Consider the following 17,454-nt stretch of genomic DNA (forward strand, 5'->3'; position numbering starts at 1 on the left):
CGTGAGTGATCACCGACATGCCGATGCGCACCTTGTCGAAGTCGGGTTGATCGGGGTCAAACGCGATCTTGACCGGCATGCGCTGGGTGATCTTGGTGAAGTTGCCGGTGGCGTTCTCGCTGGCCACTGCCGAGAAGGCGTTGCTGGAGGCCGGTGCGATGCTCTCGACATGACCGTGGAAGGTCTTGCCCGGCAGGCTGTCCAGCGTCATCTCTACCGGCTGGCCCGGCGCCATCTCGGCCATCTGGGTCTCGAGATAGTTGGCGACCACGTAGGCTTCCTTGTGTGGCACGATGGCCAGCAGCGAGGAGCCCGGCTGCACGTACGCACCGACACGCAATGAGCGCTGGGTGACGATGCCATCCTTGGGGGCGCGGATGGTGGTGTAATCGACGTTCAGCGCTGCCTGCTCAAGCGTGGCGCGCGAGCGCTCGACCTCGGCGCGGGCCTCGACGCGTTGAGCCTGCAGGACACCGATCTGTTTCTCGGCCGAGCGCTGAGCGGCCTGATACTGCACGAGTCGTGCCTCCCAGATGCCCTGTTCCTCATCGGCCTTTTCCTTGTCCTGCTGGGAGGCGGCATTGGTCATGCGCAGGCTGCGATAGCGTTTGGCATCATTGCGTGCGTAACGCAGTGACGCCTCGGTCGCCTTCACTTCGGCGAGGGCTTGCTGCACCACCGCGCGCTGACGTTCGATGTTGGCGTCCAGATCTCCTACCGCCGCCTGACTGGCGGCGAGATCCGCCTGGGCGGAATGCAGGGAGGCCTGGTAATCACGGTCGTCCAGCGTGGCCAGTATCTGCCCCTCGTGAACCACCTGGTTGTCTTCCACCCGTACCGTGTCGATCTGGCCGGCCACCCGTGGGGTGACCATCACGCTATCGGCACGCACGTAGGCGTTGTTGGTGGCCTCGCGGCCATCGTGACCCTTCCAGTAGAGCGCTGCATAGAGAATCAGCAGCAGCAGGGCCAGTCCGCTCAGCAGCAGAGTCGTGCGTGTCTTGTTCATGGCAGTATCGTGTGCAGGTGCCGGTTGCGGCGGGTAGGCGCGCACCGGCAACACCATGACCAGCACCAGCAGGGCCACCACGAAGGGAATGATGGCGAGGTAGGCATCCGCGTAGCTCATCACCGCGGCCTGCTCGGAGAGGCGCGTGGCGATATCGCGCGCGGCGTCCAGCGGGATGAGGCCGGCAGGCTGATTGCCCTGCAGGCCCAGCGCCTCGCTCAGGCGGGTCGAATGCAGGGCATCACGCTGGACGATGAAGCTGCCATAGACGGTGGCGGCCACCACCGTGAACAGCGCCCGCAGCGAGTTGACCATCGCGGTGGCAAAGGGGCCGTCCAGCGGACTGATGGCGCCGGTGGCATTCATCAAGAGCGGCACGACCACCATCGGTTGGCCCAGGGTATTGAGCACCTCGATGAGCAGGAAGTTGTCACGGTTCCAGTCGCTGGTGAGCTGCGAGCCCAGCAGGCAGCTGATCAGGATCAACACCAGGCCCGTGGCCATCACATAGCGGCTGTCGATGCTCCTGCGGTTGATCAGTGTCGCCACCAGCGGTGCCAGCACGAGCTGCGGCAGAGCCATGGTCAGCATCACCGGGAACAGCTGCATGGGGCGATAGCCCTGTACCTCGCCCAGGAAGGCGGCGGGAATGGTGCCGGCGGCCAGGGTCAGGAACATGAAGGTACACAGGGTGAGAATGCCGAAGGCGAAGTTGCGATGGGCCAGGAGCTGCAGCTTGTAGAGCGGCAACGGGTGGAACCATTCATGGATCAGGAAGGCGGCGAAGGCCAGTCCGCCCGTGCCCAGCAGGGCGATGATCACGGGGGAGTTGCCCCAGTCGAGACGCTCGCCCTGGGTCATGCCGGCCACCAGAGCACAGAGACCGGTGACGCCAAGCAGGGCGCCGAGCCAGTCGAACTGCTTGAGGCGCTCCAGCTTGAGCGGGTCCTGTGGCAGTCCCCAGGACACCAGCGCCGCCGCGATGAGACACATCGGCGCGGTTTCCCAGAACACCAGATTCCAGTCGCCCAGGTCGCCATAGAGCGCGGCCAGCGGTGCCGACAGATAAGGGCCGAAGGTGGCCGTCATCGCATAGGCCGACAGGCCATAGAGCTTGCTGTGCCACGGCAGAAAGCGCAGCGCCGACATCATCAGCAGCGGCAGGATGCTGCCGGATGCCAGCCCCTGGGCAACGCGCAGCCCCGCCATCAACGGGAAGCTGTCGGCCAGTGGCACCAGAAGCGAGAACACTGCCAGTGACAGGCAGGCACCGATGGCGAAGCGGCGCAGGCTGAAGGTGACGGCCAACCAGCCGGCCAGCAGCATCATCGAGACTTCAGCGGCGCTGTAGAGGGTGGTCAGCCAACTGCCTTCATCATGGGAAAAGCCGAAATGACCGATCACATCCGTCAGCACCGTCTGAGTGACTCGCTCGCCGACACCGGACATCAGCGAGGCGAGCAGGATACCCACGAGGCCGAGAGCGATTCGTAGATTGAAGGGTTGAGCAGCAGCCACTGGCAGGTTCTCGTGACCACACGTGAAGGCGGTGGCGTACAGGTCGTGGCCAGGGTCGCGGCGATTCTCAAGAGCCTGGAAGGCAATGAGCGGGGCATGAGTCTGGGGGAGATCGCGCAGCGCAGTGAGCTGCCGCGCTCCACCGTCAAGCGGCTGGTGGACGCGCTGGCGCAGGAGGATCTGCTGGAGATTCATGGGCATGGCGGTATCCGGCTGGGGTCTGCCTTGATGCGACTGGCGCGGCATAGCCAGCTCGACATCACCACGCACGCCAAGTCATTTCTGGAAGCCTTGAGTGTCACCACCGAGGAGACGGTGGTGCTCTGCAGCCTGAGCGGCAACGAGTTGCTGATACTGCATTCCGTATTGTCCCCGCAGCCCCTGCGGGTATCGCCGATGGCCGGCAATTTCCTCTCACTGCACGCGACGTCCAGTGGCAAGGTCCTGCTGGCACACCTGCAGGACGCGCAGGTCAAGCACTTGCTGGGAACCGCGCTCACGGCTTACACGGAGAAGACCGCGAACATGCCCGAGCTGCTCGAGCAGCTGGCGGAGATTCGTCGCTGCGGATACGCATACGACGCCGGTGAGCACACCCGCGGGGTCGCGGCCATCGCCATGGGTCTCGAGACCAGTCAGGGGCATTACGCCATCTCGGTACTGGGACCGGAATGGCGCATTGCCAGCCGGCATGACGAGATCAAGACGGCCCTCGGCCAGACCCGTGACGAGATGCTCAAGACGTTCCGGTCGCTGGAGTGAAGACGTCTCAGGCGTGTCGGGTGGCGATCAGGTGATCGGCCAGGGTCATCAACTCATCGGCCACATGGTCCGGTGTCGGGACATTGCTTGCCGGCAGCACGGCATTGTGCGGACGCGTCAGGAGTGCACCCTGCATGCCGGCTGCCTGGGCGCCGATGGTATCCCAGACGTGACAGGCGACCATGCACATGTCATCGAGCTTGACCTCGAGTTGCTCGGCCACGTGCTGGTAGGTCGCGGGCGCCGGCTTGAACTGTTCCACGGCTCCGACACTGAAGTGCTGCTCGAAGGCCTCGCTGATGCCGGCCTTTTCCAACGGTGTCGGTGAGGCACCGGCGGGAGAGTTGGTCAGGGTCACCAGACGGAAACCGGCCTGCTTCAAGCGCTCAAGCGCCGGTGCGACGTCGGGGTGAGCCGGCATCTCGGCCATGCGCGACTTGAGCTCATCGATATCGCTGTCCTTGAGCGTGACCTGATGGATATCGGCGACCATCTTCAGGACACCCACGCCAAGCTCACCGAAGGGGGTATAGCGATGCGCAAGCGTCATGGTCTGGGAATACAGCACCAGTTGCGCGAACCATTCACGCAGCACGCCTTCATCGCCGAAGACGCGCCCGAACAGCGGTGAAAGGGTGGTGATGTCGAGCAGGGTCTCGTTGACGTCGAATACCAGAACGGAGACGGGCTTTGGGGTGGACATGAACACTCCTGGGTTCTGATAGGCACCGGCGGCATAGGTCATTTCATAGCTGTGGCTGTAGACCTCGAGGATGTTGCCGAACGGGTCTTCCATGTAGACCATGCGGAACGGCTTCTCGCCCGGGAAGTACTCGCGTACCGGCATGCGCTGCTTGCCGCCGGCGGCCACGATGCGTTCGGCCAGCCCTTCGACGTCCGGGTCCTGAACGCAGAAGTGGAAGATGCCGGTCTTCCAGTACTCGAAGTTGTTCTCCGGCGTCTCGTGGTTCGGGAATTCGAAGATCTCGACCCCGATACGATCACCGGTGGACAGGTGGGCGATGCGGAAGCTGCCCCAACCCGGACCGAAGACATCGCTGCACATCACGCCGATGGCGGAGTCGTCTTCGGTGATGGTGGTCGGCTCCATCACCACGTACCACCCCAGTACCTCGGTATAGAACTTGACGGCGGCTTCCACATCACCGACGGACAGGCCGATGTGGGAGAAGGTGCGCGGATACGGTGTGTGCTTTTCGCTGCTCATGATTCACCTCGTGAAGGGAGTCGTGAAGGGAATTGGCTCAGTCACTGTCTGCGTGACGTTGGATGCCATCTTGGGTGTCATGAGCAATAATGAAAACTACGTAGCTGTTATGATAGTGATAAGAGTTCGTTATGGCGGACCGGCGTCGTCGCCGAGGAGCCGACATGCTGCAACCCCAGTGGTTACGTACCTTCCGCACTCTGGTGAGTGTCGGCAATTTCACGCGCACCGCAGAGCAGCTCGATCTGACCCAGGCCGCTGTCAGCCAGCATGTGCGACATCTGGAAACCCAGCTGGGCAAGCTGTTGATTCGACATCCTCGCAAGCTCGAGCTGACACCGGCCGGCCATGCGTTGCTGGATTACGCGCGCGAGATGGAGACGGCGGAGCAGCGCCTGGCCCAGCGCCTGGCCGGCAATGAAGACAGTCACGGGGATATTCGGCTGATCACGCCGGGTAGCATCGGACTGGCGCTTTACCCCCGCTTGCTGGCGCTGCAGCAGGCGTCACCCGGTCTCAATATCCATCATCGCTTCGCCCCCACGCGCGAAGTGGTGGAGTCAGTGCTTGAGAATCGCTTCGAGCTGGGCATCGTCACCCAGAAGCCGGATGACCCGCGCCTGAGCGTGACGGAGCTGACCCGCGAGCCACTTGAGCTGGTGGTGCCGGCGGGTGTCGAGATCCATGACTGGCGCGATCTCGAGACGTTGGGCTTCATCGATCATCCCGATGGCCAGGACATGGCGTCACGACTGCTCAGTCGGCGTTTCCCGGGCAATCCGGGCGTCCGCTCATTGCCGCGCAGTGGCTCCACCAATCAGATCAGCCTGATTCTGGAACCGGTGGCCTGCGGGCTGGGCTTCAGTGTCGTGCCTCGCCATGCCCGTGAGGCCTTCCAGAATCCTCAGGCCATCAAGGTGGTGGCACCCGCAGACGGGGATGTCGAGGTGGTGGATACGCTGTGGTGGATCACGCGGGCGGAGTGGCCGCTGTCAGCGCGCGCCAGACGGGTTCAACCAGCGGGTGATGGGCTGGATCACGGCGCTGTTGGGATGGCGGACACTCATGCGATAGCCATGACGGTCACGCGAGATATGCGGCGTCAGGGCGATCAGCGAGCCGTTGTCGAGCAGGTCCTGAATGACGTGACTCCAGCCCAGCGCGACTCCCTGATGGTTGACGGCGGCGTTCAGCGTCAGCGGGAAGTTGTTGAAGGGAAAGGCCTTGTCGAGACGCGGTACCGGCAGTCCCGCATGACGACACCAGGTGGCCCAGTCCAGCCAGCGGCTATCGCGCATGTCCAGATGCAGCAGCGTGATGCGCGACAGCGCCTCGGCATCCAACCCCTTCTCCAGCCCATGACGCCGCGCGTAATCCGGGGAGCAGACAGGAAAGGCGCGCTCCGCGACCACCAGCGTATCGCGATGATCGCCCGTCAGCGGCGGGCCGAAGCGGATCGCGATATCGGCCTGCTGCATCTGCGGGTCTTCATCGCGATCGATCGGCAGCAGCGTGAAGTGACACTCCGGAAAGGCCTGCTCCAACCGCTCCAGCCGCGGGCGCAGCCAGACGTGGGCGAAACCGGCACCCGCGGCGATGGTGATGCGCGGTGTCGGCTTGTGCACCTTGCGACGTGCTTCCGTGACGGCGCTGCAGACCTGGCCAAGTCCGCCTGCCAGTTCGGTATGGAAGGTCTCGCCGTAGTGGTTGAGGATCAGCCTGCCGCCCTGGCGATCGAACAGCGGATGGCCCAGGTGCTCCTCCAGCGCGCGGATGCGCTGGGAGATGGTGGGCTGGGTGGTATCCAGCTCATTGGCCGCAGCCGTCATCGAGCCCAGGCGAACCGTCACGTCAAAGGCGACCAGCCCGCGCAGGGAGGGCAGGTCATCCAGAGGGCTGGCGGTATCGTCTGGCGCAGGGGAGCGTGTCTTTCGGGCCGGCACGGGAGTCCTCGCTGTGATGCACTGTCACGGCGATCCTGTCCAGGCAAGAGCGCCGCCTTGTATAGGCGGCACTTATACGCGACGCAGCGAGTGACATCAACGCTCAGCCCGGCGAATCAGGGCGCGAGGTCGCACCTGATCCTGACCAGGGTCGCACCTGTTCCTGTTGGAGGGCGTTCCTGAGCTTACTGAGTGCCGCGCTCGGCAATTCGCGCATGCCAGGCCGCGATGCTCTCGTCGGGATACTCGGCGTGATGGGCATCACGCGCCTCGTGCGCGACTTCCACCCAGTTGGCCTTGCTGTCGAGCATGATGTGGACATGCTCCGGTGGCACGGGCAGCGGGGTGTCGATCGCCCCCGCCTGCGGGTGGATCAGTTCTGGCCAGCGGGCATCGTAGAGCCACAGTGCACTGCCGCAGTGCTTGCAGAAATGACGTTCCGCCGGGCTTTCGACCCCGTCGATCACCGCGTGATAGATCGAGATGTGCTCGCGGCCTTCCACCTTGAGGGTGCCGGCGTCGCCCGCCAGGTTGATCGCATGGCCGCCGCTGCCTGCCGTCTTGCGACAGATCGAGCAGTAGCAGCGCTGGTACGGGTAGGGATGCGGCGACTCAAGCTGGAATGTGACGGCCTTGCAGTGGCACGAACCTTCAAGCTGCATGAGAAATCCTCCTTGTGATGCCCTGCCTGCCCGGCAGGAGATTCTCACATCGCCAGCGCATAGACATAGACCTCGAGCTCACGATTGTCGTCGAGAATGACGGTGGTGACGCGACGCTGATAGATGGGGCCCTCGAAGTCATCGAGAGCGTCCCAATGCTCGGGCAGCTGCGGTGAGGAAAAGACGTGGCCGCGTATCACCTGCCCCGTGTTGTCGACCACCAGCCCGGGGAAGTTGTGCTCGGTACCCTGATCGCTGTTCTCGAGTCGGCCGCGCAGATAGGCCGGGCGCCATTCGCCATCGATGTTGGCGATGACATGTTCGTTGAGTCCGCCTGGCCCCAGCGGGCCATAGATGAAGAGGTGTTCCATGTGTCTGCCTGTCGGGTCGGGGAGGGGGAATGCGTCTCAAGGAGCGAGACTGCCGCATCATCAGGGACAGTCTTCATGGATACTTGCCTTGCCCCACGATGATGAAGGCTGAGTGGCGAGGTTCAACCCCCTGTTGGCGTGGTGCGCTCAACGCAACGCCCACAAACCACATTGCCCCCACTGGGCGGGCCAGTGGGGGCAATGGTCAATCACAGGAGTGGAGCAGGTCAGGCGCGATTCATGCGCCCGCCATCCACACGTTCAGACGCGGCTGTCGAAACCGCCGGCGGGCTCTTCGCCGATCACGTCCGGATCGAAGGGCTTGCGTGCGAAGACGCGACGCAGAGCCGGCTCGAAGTGCTCCAGCGGCGGGGTCGGATAGTCGGGGTCGAAGGCCGCCTGATCATAACGCTCGCAGAAATCCACACACTTCTGATACCAGGGGTGATCCTTGTAGATCTCGCGCTCGTTGCGGTCTTCGCCGTAGAAGTGACCGTAGTAGAACTTCTGGAACAGTCCATGGTGGTGGATGATCCAGGTGACCTCGGCACGCACATACGGGCGAATGATGGCGGCGGCCAGCTGCGAGTGATTGTAGGGCGCCAGCTCGTCACCCAGGTCATGCAGGAGGGTCGCGACGACGAGATCATCATCGCCACCGTCGGCTTCGGCACGTGCCGCTGACTGCAGGGAGTGCTCCAGACGGCTGACCTTGTAGCCGCTCAGACCATCATCGAGCTTGCGCAGGGCAAGCTTGAGGCGCTCCACCAGCCCTTCATTGAACTGATCCTCAAGACGCTCGAGCAACGCATAGTCTTCTGCGGTGCCGTCCTTCATCTGGGTGAATGAAACCTGATCCATTACGCCATTTCCTCACGGTTTTCTTGTTGTGCCTGCTGCTGACGCTGACGCATCAGGGTCGTGGCGAAGCGCTCACGCGGGCCGTCGCTGTCCATGTAGCAGCCCTGCAGGTGACGATGCCCCTCATTGGTGTCGAACGCCGTACGGCCATGCAGCACGCGGGTGTTGTCGAACATCATCAGCTCACCGGACTCGAGCTGGAAGCGAATCTCGTTGGCCGGGTCCTGGAACAGCTGTCCAAGACGCTGACGGGCCTGATGGTAGCGGCGCGTGTTCTCCAGCGACATGTGCGGCAGATGATCAAGACGCGGGCTGTAGTTGACGCCGATCGGCTCACCATCGGCGCTCTCACGGATCACGCAGCGACGGGTGGTCAGCTCGGTACCGGCATCCAGGAAGCGGAAGCCCACCGGGGTGGTGCGCAGCAGTTCATAGCCTTCCGGCATCTCGGCCTTGAGCTGCTTGAGCGCATTCAGGCTGTCGACCAGCGTGGACAGGCCGCCAGTGGTCTCGTTGACCAGGCAATGCAGCATCTGGATGCCCGGCACCGGATCACGATACGGATTATCGGTGTGCGGTCCAAGTGCCACGCTGCGATAGGCCAGATCGTTGCCGGTCGGGCGCGAATACACCTCGAAGTAGCTGCCGAAGTTGGTGTCCTTCACGTAACCGAAGTGACCGGCCACTTCCAGAATGCGCTCCGGATCGGTCGGCACGTTCTGCACGATGATGTAGCCAAAGCGCAGATAGGCCTCCAGTGCCTTCTGGAAGTCCTCATTGTTGCCCATCTTCTCCCAGTCGACGCGCTGCGCCTGCTGATCGATGCCCGCATCCCAGCTCTCGGCCTTGGGGAACGGCGTGATGCCCTGCAGCTCATGCGCCAGCAGGGGGAGGTCATACACCTCGCAATGCCCGTCACTGAAAGTGAATTCCACGTGCGTCTCATCGACCGGGCGCGCCGCGGTCAACTCGAGATTGACGTCGATGGCATGCGAATCGAACAGACGCTGGGTGGTGACTTCATCGAGCTGCTCCGGGTCCTGGGTGCGCTCGCGCAGCCACAGCGGGCTGACCGGCTCGAGGCCTTCAGCGGTGATCAGGTTCAGTGACAGCGGCGACTCGCTCAGGCTCAGCGGCAGCGCGTCGGACAGGGCATTGGTCAGGGACATGCAGGCATCTCTCCATTAGCACGGTTGTATATCGTGGCCATTATGGGAGCGAGGCATGGGACCTAAGTAGGGGGTGAGTGTTATTGGAGGGTATGCATTTTTCTTATGGAGCCATCCCGTAGCTTCCTGGAGTCTGACGCTATCAGTCATATGTCAGCGGGTTTGCGGAGAAGGGGTTGGATGAGGTTCGGGTGTTCATGGCATTCGTTCCCCCAGAATGCCTGCGCGCTGGATGATCTCCGGCACAGACGCTTCCTGACGATGCGCCATGATATGCACGCCACTCACACCCTCGATCTCACGCAACTGCTGGATCATCTCGATGCAGATGTCACGGCCTTCCGCCTTTTGATTCTTGGCACCCTTGAGGCGTTCGATCACCTCGTCCGGGATATGCACGCCGGGGACATGGCGACGCATCCACTCGGCGGTACGTGCCGAGGCCAGCGGGCCGACGCCGGGCAGGATGAAGCATTTTTCCACCAGGCCCAGATCACGAGCGCGATGCATGAAGTCCTGAAAGCGTGGGAGGTCGAAGCAGTACTGTGTCTGGATGAACTGAGCCCCGGCGGCGATCTTCTTGGCCAGACGATGAGGGCGAAACGCGAAGGGCGGGGCGAAGGGGTTGGCGGCGGCGCCCAGAAATACCTGAGGCGCAGAGGTCAGTGACCGGCCGCTTGCGAAGGCGTGCTTGTCACGCAGTCCGGCGACGATTTCCAGCAGCGACAGGGAATCGAGGTCGAACACCGGCTTGGCCTCGGGGTGATCCCCGACCTGCACACCATCGCCGGTCAGACACAGCAGGTTGCGGATGCCCAGCGCCGAGGCCCCCAGCACATCGCCCTGGATGGCGATGCGGTTTCTGTCACGACAGGAGATCTGCATCACCGTCTCATGGCCTTCGCGGGCCAGCAGGGCACACATCGCCACGCTCGACATGTGGCAATTGGCGCCCGAGCCATCGGTGGCGTTCATGGCATCGACATGGCCGGCAAACAGCTGCGCGCGTGCATGGACGTCCCGTGGGTCAGCCGAGTCGGGAGGCGCCAGCTCGGCGGTAACGGCGAACTGACCGCTTCTGAGCACTCGCTCCAGGTGACCGACGTTGCCATGGCGCTCGGCAGGTGGCGCCTGGGTGTTGTCCGGGATAGTGAGTCTGGAGGTCATTTCAGGCTCTCTCGACGCTCAGCGGCTTGCCGAGCCACACGCAGCCAGGATGAAGTGCCCTGCAGGCGGTGGTCCACCGGCAACTGCACGACCTGGATCGCGTCGCTGTCCTTCATTCGCTGGCTGCCTTCCCAGGCTTCCACCCAGACACAACGCTTGTCCGGTTCGACTTCACAGTTGCCATTCTGCATGACACCGCCGCAGGGACCGTTGCGCAGATTCTTGGGGCAGTTCATGGAGCAGGACATGCCGGTCGAACTCAGAATGCACTGGCCACACATCTGACAGTCAAACAGCAAACCCTTGCAGGCTTGCTCCAAGCTGGCGACGGGCTTCTCGGCACGTGCGTAACCGACAGACTTCCACAGCGGCTGCAGTTTGATGATCACCGGCTCGACGGCCCGATAGGTGAGCTCCAGCAGTCGCGCGTAACGTGCGGCCCACAGACGAATCGAATACACGCATGCCTCCTGTCAAACACTGGCGGGGGTAACGCCATGGGCGTTCTGGAGCGCTATCTTCGCATGGCCGCCACCCGGGCCGACATCCCGTGGGCGACAGCGTCACTATCGAAAGGCGCACAATAAGCGGGAGAGGCATCGTTGCTTGGCTGAAGCCAAAAAGCCTCCGTAGCCCTGAAAGCCCCCGAAACCTAGAAAGACGCCGGAGCATTCGCTGCTCCGGCGTCTTTTTGTGTCTACGTGATGTCTTCTTTCGCTGCTTTCATGGTGTAAGGCCCGCGGCCTGCATGAAGCGTCGCAGTGTTAGAGAGACGAGGCCCAGCGCGCTGACGCTGCCTCCCCAGATGACCACCAGCCAGCCGACTTTGCTGAGCCAGCTGGCCGGGCGCGCAGGCGTCCCGGATGGCTCGATGCTGGGCCTGGCTGTGGGGGCGTGCAGTGGCACTGAATGTGACTCGCGTGTCGGGGATGTCATGTCAGTACCTCTCAATGGTAGCCATCGGTGTGACGGACCTTGCCCTTGAACACGAAGTAGCTCCACGCCGTGTACACCAGGATGATCGGCAGGATGAAGAGCGTACCGACGAGGGCAAAGCCCTGGCTCTGTGGCGGAGAGGCCGCTTCCCAGATCGTCACATGACCGGGAATGATGTCAGGCCACATGCTGATGCCGAAACCGCTGTAGCCCAGGAAGATCAAGGCCAGCACCAGCAGGAAAGGCTGGGCATGATATTCAAGGGCGACGGCGCGGATCAGCGCATAACCGGCCAGTACTACCAGCACTGGCACCGGCAGGAACCAGAACAGCTGCGGCAGCGTGAACCAGCGCTCGGCGATGGCGGGGCGCGCCAGCGGAGTCCACAGACTGACGGCCGCGATCATGATCAATACCCACAGCGTCAGCGGGCGCGTCAGGGCAAACATGCGCGCCTGGAGAATGCCTTCGGTCTTCATGATCAGCCAGGTGCTGCCGAGCAATGCATAGGTGAACAGCAGCGCCACACCGCAGAACAGCGGGAAGGGTGACAACCAGTCCAGCGAACCGCCGCTGAAGTGAACCCCATCGAAGGCGATGCCCTGGATGTAGCCTCCCAGTGCGACGCCTTGACTGAAGGTGGCCAGCACCGAGCCGCCCACGAAGGCCTTGTCCCACCAGTGGCGACTCGCGTCCGAGGCCTTGAAGCGAAATTCGAAGGCGACACCGCGGAAGATGAGGCCGATCAACATGGCGACAAGGGGAATGCTCAGGGCTTCCAGCAAGACGGCGTAGGCCAGCGGAAAGGCTACAAATAGCCCGGCGCCGCCCAGCACCAACCATGTCTCGTTGCCATCCCACACGGGGGCCACGGTATTCATCATCACATCGCGGTCCACCTTTTCCTCCACCCACGGGAAGAGAATGCCGATGCCCAGATCAAAGCCGTCCATGATCACATACATCATCAGGCCGAACAGGATGATGCCCGCCCAGATGACAGAAAGGTCGATACCCATAGCGTTCATCGCTCCGGTCAGTGAGTGGTGCCGTCGAGAGATTCCTCGATGGCCGACAGTGGGCGGGATGGCGTGCGTGGCTTGCCGGGGCCGCCGCTGGGGGCGTGGCTGTCATCACCCGCCGGCCCTTTCTTGATCAGCTTGAAGAGGTAGTTGATCCCCGTGCCGAAGACGATGAAGTACACCGTGACAAAGGCCGTCAGGCTGATGCTGAGGTGAACGGCGCTGTGGGCAGAGACGGCATCTTCCGTTCTCATCAAACCGTAGATCACCCACGGCTGGCGGCCGACTTCGGTGGTGAACCAGCCCGCGAGTATCGCGATCAGACCGGCCGGCCCCATGGCGACGGCCAGCCTCAGCCAGCGCCGCGAGATAAAGAGCCTACCCTTGCGAGCCAGATAGACACCCGAGAGGCCGAGCAGAATCATCGCAAGGCCCAGGCCAACCATCAGGCGGAAGCTCCAGAACACGATGGTCGAATTGGGACGGTCCGCGGCGGGGAAGTCCTTGAGCGCCGGTACCTGCTTGTCGATGTCATGCATCAACAGCAGGCTGCCGAGAGCCGGGATCTCGAGCGCGAAGCGCGTCTCTTCGCGCTGCATGTCGGGCACACCGAACAGGATCAACGGCGTCGGTTCCCCATGGCTGTTGTCCCAATGACCTTCGATGGCCGCGATCTTGGCCGGTTGGTGCTTGAGCGTATTCAGGCCATGCATGTCGCCGACGAAGGCCTGCAGCGGGGCGGTCACCATCAACATCAGCACCGCCATGACCAGCATCTTGCGCACTTCCGGGGTGTCGCGTTTCTTGAGCAGCAACCAGGCGGCGGAGGCAGCGACGAACAGCGAGGTGCTCAGGAAGGAGGCCAGTGCCATGTGGGCCAGGCGATAGGGGAAGGAGGGGTTGAAGACGATCGCGAACCAGTCGACCGGCACGACGATGCCATCAATGACCTCGTGCCCCTGTGGGGTCTGCATCCAGCTGTTGGACGACAGGATCCAGAACATCGAGACCAGGGTGCCGAGTGCGACCATGCAGGTCGAGAAGAAGTGCAGGCCGCGACCGACGCGATTCCAGCCAAATAGCATCACGCCGAGGAAGCCGGCTTCGAGGAAGAAGGCGGTCAGCACTTCATAGGTCAGCAGTGGCCCGGTCACGCTGCCGGCAAAGGCCGAGAAACCGCTCCAATGCGTGCCGAACTGGTAGGCCATGACCAGTCCCGACACCACACCCATCGCGAAGTTGACCGCGAATATCTTCGACCAGAAATGATAGAGATTGCGGTAGACCTGTGTGCCTGTCTTCAACCACATGCCTTCCAGCACCGCCAGATAGCTGGCGAGGCCAATGGTGATGGCCGGGAAGATGATGTGAAACGAGATGGTGAAGGCGAACTGTATCCTGGCCAGGTCGATGGCCTCGGTGCCGAACATGGCAATGTCTCCTGAGTAGGCGGCAAGGGGGACGGCCCTGCCTGAATCTTCGCCGCTACTCTAGGGAGCCGCCTGATCCCATAACAGGCTCAGTTGTGCGAGAAAAAACCATATCAGTTGCGAGCTGAACCTTGGCTTGGCGTGAAATGCCCGTGAGCCAGTCAACCCGCCAGCCAGGCGGTATGGCAAGAATCCAGCAAGGCGAGCCGGACAGGAGGGGCCTCATCGCCCTAGGCGGCAGGCCCCGCCATGGCGGGCTCTGGCGCACTCTGCAGGGGCACACATGCGGCATCAGGGCAGGCAATCAAGGTGAGTAAAACGGTGCGCAATCAAGGCGTGGCAAGCGGCTCTCGAGCGAGTGATATGCACCGCAAAAGACTGTTTTGACGCAGCGGATAACGCGTGAAGACTGTGTGGCAAGGCGGCAGCAAGGACTGCGGTATTTGCGCGCACTCATGCGCACATACTCAAGGCGCTTCTCGCATCCTGCATATCGCATATCGCATATCGCATACAACCTGAGTGGTCCGCGTGTCAGGCTGCCTTGAGCAATTCACCCAATGTTTGCATGGCGCGCTCTGACGCCGCGTCCCACGGGTGGCCGTAGCTCAAGCGAATGCAATGCTTGAAGCCCTGGGTGGCCGAGAAGATGGGCCCCGGCGCCAGGCTGATGCCGTGGGCCAGTGCCTGCTGAAACAGGGCCAGCGAGTCGATGTGCTCGGGAAGCTCGCACCACAGGAAATAGCCCCCGTGGGGATGGGTAACGCGGGTGTCTGCAGGGAAGTAGCGATCAATGGCTGCCAGCATGGCCGTCTGCTGGGTCTCGAGCGCCAGGCGTAGCTTGCGCAGGTGGCGGTCGTAGCCGCCATGCTGGAGGTAGTCGGCCAGGGCCACCTGGGCAGGCAGCGATGGCGAGATGGTCGTCATCAGCTTGAGGCGCGAAATCTCCCGGGTATGCCGCCCCGCGGATATCCAGCCCACCCGATAGCCCGGCGCCAGGCACTTGGAGAACGACCCGCAGTGCATCACCAGGCCCTCGACATCCAGCGCCTTGACGGGCTGCGGGGGCGACACCTCGGCACGTTGATCGAAATAAAGCTCCGCGTAGACATCATCCTCCAGCATCGGCAGCTGATGACGGCAGAGCAGCGCATACAGTTGCGCCTTGCGCGCATCGCTCAAGCTGGCCCCCAGCGGATTCTGCAGATGGCTCATGAACCAGCAGGCCTTGATGGGCAGCGTCTCCAGACGATTCTCGAGCACCTCGAGATCGATCCCGTCGCGCGGGTGTACCGGAATTTCCACCGCGCGCAGCTTGAGCCGCTCAAGCACCTGAAGCGTGGCATAGAAGGCCGGCGCCTCGATGGCGACCAGGTCCCCGGTCTGGGTGACACATTGCAGGCCAAGATTGAGCGCTTCCATGGCGCCATTGGTGATCACCAGCGCCTCTGTCGGCAGCTGCATGCCGTTGACCATGTAGCGCTGAGCGATCTGTCGGCACAGGTCAGGATGGCCTGTGGTCATGTCGGAGATCACGGCATGCGATGACAGCTGGCGCAGCCCACGCGTCATGCTGGTCGCAAGCCGCGCGAGCGGAAAGAGCTCCGGGCTCGGGAAGGCAGAGCCGAAGGGCACGGTGTCGTTGTCGCGCAGTGAGCCCAGCACCGAGAACACCAGTTCACTGACGGCGACATCGGAAGGGGCTTGCTGCTGCAGGGCGACATGCGGCTCATCAAGTATCCGTGAGGCATTGTCGCGCACGAAATATCCCGAGCGCGGCCGCGCACTGATCAATCCCTGATTCTCCAGCAGGTAATACGCCTGGAAGACGGTAGAGGGGCTGATGCCATGCGCCTTGCTGGCCTGACGCACCGACGGCACGCGCTCACCCGGCGCGAGAATGCCGGTTCGAATCAGGTTGGAGATCTCGGCGGCAAAGCGTTCATAACGCTTCATGAGGGCTTTCCTGGAGGAGTCGGGGAGGCAAGGAGCTGGCACATCAATTGCACTACCTCAGTCGGGATAACAAGTACAACAAGATACGAGGGAATGTCGTGAACAAGAAAATTGCTGCCGCAATGCTGTCCGCCTGTGTCGGTTTCTCGCTGGCCAATGTCGCCCAGGCGGAAGAGGGGCCGATCAAGGTCGGCATCCTGCATTCACTGTCCGGCACCATGGCGATCAGTGAATCGACACTGAAAGACACCATGTTGATGCTGATCGAGAAGCAGAACGAGAAGGGCGGGCTGCTGGGACGCAAGCTGGAGCCCGTCGTGGTCGACCCGGCCTCCAACTGGCCGCTGTTCGCCGAGAAGGCGCGTGAACTGCTGGCGCAGGACAAGGTCGACGTGATCTTCGGCAACTGGACGTCCGTCTCGCGCAAGTCGGTGCTGCCGGTGGTCGAGGAGCTCAACGGCCTGCTGTTCTATCCGGTGCAGTATGAGGGCGAGGAGTCCTCGGAGAATGTCTTCTATACCGGGGCGGCGCCCAATCAGCAGGCGATTCCGGCAGTGGATTATCTGATGAACGATGTGGGCGTGGAGCGCTGGGTGCTGGCAGGCACGGACTATGTCTATCCGCGTACCACCAACAAGATCCTGGCCGCCTACCTCAAGTCTCACGGTGTGGCCGACGAGGATGTGATGGTCAATTACACGCCCTTCGGTCATTCCAACTGGCAGTCCATCGTCTCGGACATCAAGTCCTTCGGCAGCGCCGGCAAGAAGACGGCCGTGGTGTCCACCATCAACGGCGATGCCAACGTGCCGTTCTATCGTGAGCTGGCCAACCAGGGCATCGATGCCGAGGACATTCCGGTGGTGGCCTTCTCGGTGGGCGAGCAGGAGCTCTCGGGCATCGATACTGCACCGCTGGTCGGGCATCTCGCGGCCTGGAACTACTTCATGAGCGTGGACAGCGACACCAACTACGACTTCATCGATGAGTGGATCGCCTACACCGGCAAGGAAGATGCGGTCACCAATGACCCGATGGAAGCCCACTACATCGGCTTCAACATGTGGATGGAAGCCGCTCGCAAGGCAGGCAGTGTCGAGGTCGATGCGGTCAAGGACGCCATCATCGGCGTATCCGTTCCCAACCTGACCGGCGGCTACGCCACCATGATGCCCAACCATCACATCACCAAACCGGTGCTGATCGGCGAGATCCAGGACAACGGCCAGTTCTCCGTCGTCTGGCAGACCCCCTCCACCGTGGCAGGCGATGCCTGGTCGGACTATCTGGAAGGTTCCAAGGACCTGATCAGCGACTGGCGCAAACCGATGGAGTGCGGCAACTACAACGTCGTGACCCATTCCTGTGGGGCTCAACAGAACGTCGCCACGCAATGAGGCGTAGCACGTTCTGAGAGTGA

General features: G+C 62.5%; 14 protein-coding genes and 3 pseudogenes. 3 read left to right on the plus strand and 14 right to left on the minus strand.

What is annotated here, in order from left to right; all coding sequences use genetic code 11:
- Window positions 1–25: 25 nt before the first annotated feature.
- Window positions 26–2,527: pseudogene (locus tag CU110_RS05730) on the minus strand (MFS transporter); the annotation flags it as partial.
- A 12-nt stretch (window positions 2,528–2,539) separates the two neighbouring features.
- Here CU110_RS05730 and CU110_RS05735 point away from each other — a divergent pair.
- Window positions 2,540–3,289 carry an IclR family transcriptional regulator gene (locus tag CU110_RS05735; protein WP_167592947.1) on the plus strand — a complete coding sequence of 250 codons (750 nt, stop codon included), beginning with the start codon at window positions 2,540–2,542 and terminating at the stop codon, window positions 3,287–3,289.
- 7 nt (window positions 3,290–3,296) lie between these two features.
- Here the strand turns inward: CU110_RS05735 and CU110_RS05740 are convergent, their stop codons facing one another.
- Together CU110_RS05740 and CU110_RS05745 are read right to left on the minus strand one after the other, a co-directional pair.
- Window positions 3,297–4,034 carry a haloacid dehalogenase type II gene (locus tag CU110_RS05740; protein ID WP_346427185.1) on the minus strand — a complete coding sequence of 246 codons (738 nt, stop codon included), beginning with the start codon at window positions 4,032–4,034 and terminating at the stop codon, window positions 3,297–3,299.
- Window positions 4,011–4,517 (minus strand): annotated as a pseudogene (locus CU110_RS05745) (lactoylglutathione lyase family protein); the annotation flags it as partial. The pseudogene CU110_RS05745 and the gene CU110_RS05740, both read right to left, overlap by 24 nt.
- 164 nt (window positions 4,518–4,681) lie before the next feature.
- Between CU110_RS05745 and CU110_RS05750 the strand changes: the two are divergent.
- Window positions 4,682–5,467: pseudogene (locus CU110_RS05750) on the plus strand (LysR family transcriptional regulator); the annotation flags it as partial.
- A 42-nt stretch (window positions 5,468–5,509) separates the two neighbouring features.
- Here CU110_RS05750 and CU110_RS05755 read toward each other — a convergent pair.
- The 11 genes from CU110_RS05755 to CU110_RS05805 all read right to left on the minus strand — a co-directional run bounded on the left by CU110_RS05755 (window position 5,510) and on the right by CU110_RS05805 (window position 16,034).
- The gene (locus tag CU110_RS05755; RefSeq protein ID WP_127734883.1) at window positions 5,510–6,460 is read right to left on the minus strand and encodes a LysR substrate-binding domain-containing protein; all 951 of its coding nucleotides are present in this window, start codon (window positions 6,458–6,460) and stop codon (window positions 5,510–5,512) included.
- A gap of 185 nt (window positions 6,461–6,645) precedes the next feature.
- Window positions 6,646–7,122, minus strand: coding sequence for a GFA family protein (locus CU110_RS05760; protein ID WP_077373983.1), 477 nt, complete (start codon window positions 7,120–7,122; stop codon window positions 6,646–6,648).
- Window positions 7,123–7,166: 44 nt separating this feature from the next.
- Window positions 7,167–7,493, minus strand: coding sequence for a gamma-glutamylcyclotransferase family protein (locus CU110_RS05765; protein ID WP_077373980.1), 327 nt, complete (start codon window positions 7,491–7,493; stop codon window positions 7,167–7,169).
- 261 nt (window positions 7,494–7,754) lie between these two features.
- On the minus strand, window positions 7,755–8,354 hold the full coding sequence (locus CU110_RS05770) for an HD domain-containing protein (protein WP_077373977.1): 600 nt from the start codon (window positions 8,352–8,354) through the stop codon (window positions 7,755–7,757).
- Window positions 8,354–9,523, minus strand: a complete 1,170-nt coding sequence (locus CU110_RS05775; RefSeq protein ID WP_084208263.1) for a TauD/TfdA family dioxygenase — start codon at window positions 9,521–9,523, stop codon at window positions 8,354–8,356. The genes CU110_RS05770 and CU110_RS05775 overlap by 1 nt, the downstream gene beginning before the upstream one ends.
- Before the next feature lie 195 nt (window positions 9,524–9,718).
- Window positions 9,719–10,690 (minus strand): methylenetetrahydrofolate reductase, encoded by a 972-nt coding sequence (locus CU110_RS05780; RefSeq protein WP_084208268.1) that lies wholly within the window; start codon window positions 10,688–10,690, stop codon window positions 9,719–9,721.
- On the minus strand, window positions 10,687–11,151 hold the full coding sequence (locus tag CU110_RS05785; protein ID WP_084208269.1) for a methylenetetrahydrofolate reductase C-terminal domain-containing protein: 465 nt from the start codon (window positions 11,149–11,151) through the stop codon (window positions 10,687–10,689). Before CU110_RS05785 ends, CU110_RS05780 begins: the two co-directional genes overlap by 4 nt.
- 262 nt (window positions 11,152–11,413) lie before the next feature.
- Window positions 11,414–11,626, minus strand: a complete 213-nt coding sequence (locus tag CU110_RS17530) for a DUF2474 domain-containing protein (RefSeq protein ID WP_084208270.1) — start codon at window positions 11,624–11,626, stop codon at window positions 11,414–11,416.
- Between the two features lie 11 nt (window positions 11,627–11,637).
- The gene (gene cydB, locus CU110_RS05795) at window positions 11,638–12,645 is read right to left on the minus strand and encodes a cytochrome d ubiquinol oxidase subunit II (protein ID WP_084208271.1); all 1,008 of its coding nucleotides are present in this window, start codon (window positions 12,643–12,645) and stop codon (window positions 11,638–11,640) included.
- Between the two features lie 17 nt (window positions 12,646–12,662).
- Window positions 12,663–14,078 carry a cytochrome ubiquinol oxidase subunit I gene (locus CU110_RS05800; RefSeq protein WP_084208272.1) on the minus strand — a complete coding sequence of 472 codons (1,416 nt, stop codon included), beginning with the start codon at window positions 14,076–14,078 and terminating at the stop codon, window positions 12,663–12,665.
- A 534-nt stretch (window positions 14,079–14,612) separates the two neighbouring features.
- Entirely contained in the window at window positions 14,613–16,034 is a 1,422-nt protein-coding gene (locus CU110_RS05805; RefSeq protein ID WP_084208273.1) for a PLP-dependent aminotransferase family protein, read from the minus strand.
- A gap of 122 nt (window positions 16,035–16,156) precedes the next feature.
- On the opposite strand from CU110_RS05805, the gene urtA reads away from it, so the two are divergent.
- Window positions 16,157–17,431: an urea ABC transporter substrate-binding protein gene (urtA, locus tag CU110_RS05810; RefSeq protein WP_084208274.1), complete on the plus strand. Its 1,275-nt coding sequence runs from the start codon at window positions 16,157–16,159 to the stop codon at window positions 17,429–17,431.
- Window positions 17,432–17,454 lie beyond the last annotated feature (23 nt).

Source organism: Cobetia sp. ICG0124 (assembly GCF_004006355.1).
Classification (GTDB): domain Bacteria; phylum Pseudomonadota; class Gammaproteobacteria; order Pseudomonadales; family Halomonadaceae; genus Cobetia; species Cobetia marina.

What these genes read in the sequence shown, in the direction of transcription:
- CU110_RS05765 (WP_077373980.1), bottom strand. Translation starts at nt 7,493, where the DNA reads ATGGAACACCTCTTCATCTATGGCCCGCTGGGGCCAGGCGGACTCAAC.
- CU110_RS05775 (WP_084208263.1), bottom strand. Translation starts at nt 9,523, where the DNA reads ATGTCCCTGACCAATGCCCTGTCCGACGCGCTGCCGCTGAGCCTGAGC.
- CU110_RS05770 (WP_077373977.1), bottom strand. Translation starts at nt 8,354, where the DNA reads ATGGATCAGGTTTCATTCACCCAGATGAAGGACGGCACCGCAGAAGAC.
- urtA (WP_084208274.1), top strand. Translation starts at nt 16,157, where the DNA reads ATGCTGTCCGCCTGTGTCGGTTTCTCGCTGGCCAATGTCGCCCAGGCG.
- CU110_RS05800 (WP_084208272.1), bottom strand. Translation starts at nt 14,078, where the DNA reads ATGTTCGGCACCGAGGCCATCGACCTGGCCAGGATACAGTTCGCCTTC.
- CU110_RS05760 (WP_077373983.1), bottom strand. Translation starts at nt 7,122, where the DNA reads ATGCAGCTTGAAGGTTCGTGCCACTGCAAGGCCGTCACATTCCAGCTT.
- CU110_RS05805 (WP_084208273.1), bottom strand. Translation starts at nt 16,034, where the DNA reads ATGAAGCGTTATGAACGCTTTGCCGCCGAGATCTCCAACCTGATTCGA.
- cydB (WP_084208271.1), bottom strand. Translation starts at nt 12,645, where the DNA reads ATGGGTATCGACCTTTCTGTCATCTGGGCGGGCATCATCCTGTTCGGC.
- CU110_RS05740 (WP_346427185.1), bottom strand. Translation starts at nt 4,034, where the DNA reads ATGACCTATGCCGCCGGTGCCTATCAGAACCCAGGAGTGTTCATGTCC.
- CU110_RS17530 (WP_084208270.1), bottom strand. Translation starts at nt 11,626, where the DNA reads ATGACATCCCCGACACGCGAGTCACATTCAGTGCCACTGCACGCCCCC.
- CU110_RS05780 (WP_084208268.1), bottom strand. Translation starts at nt 10,690, where the DNA reads ATGACCTCCAGACTCACTATCCCGGACAACACCCAGGCGCCACCTGCC.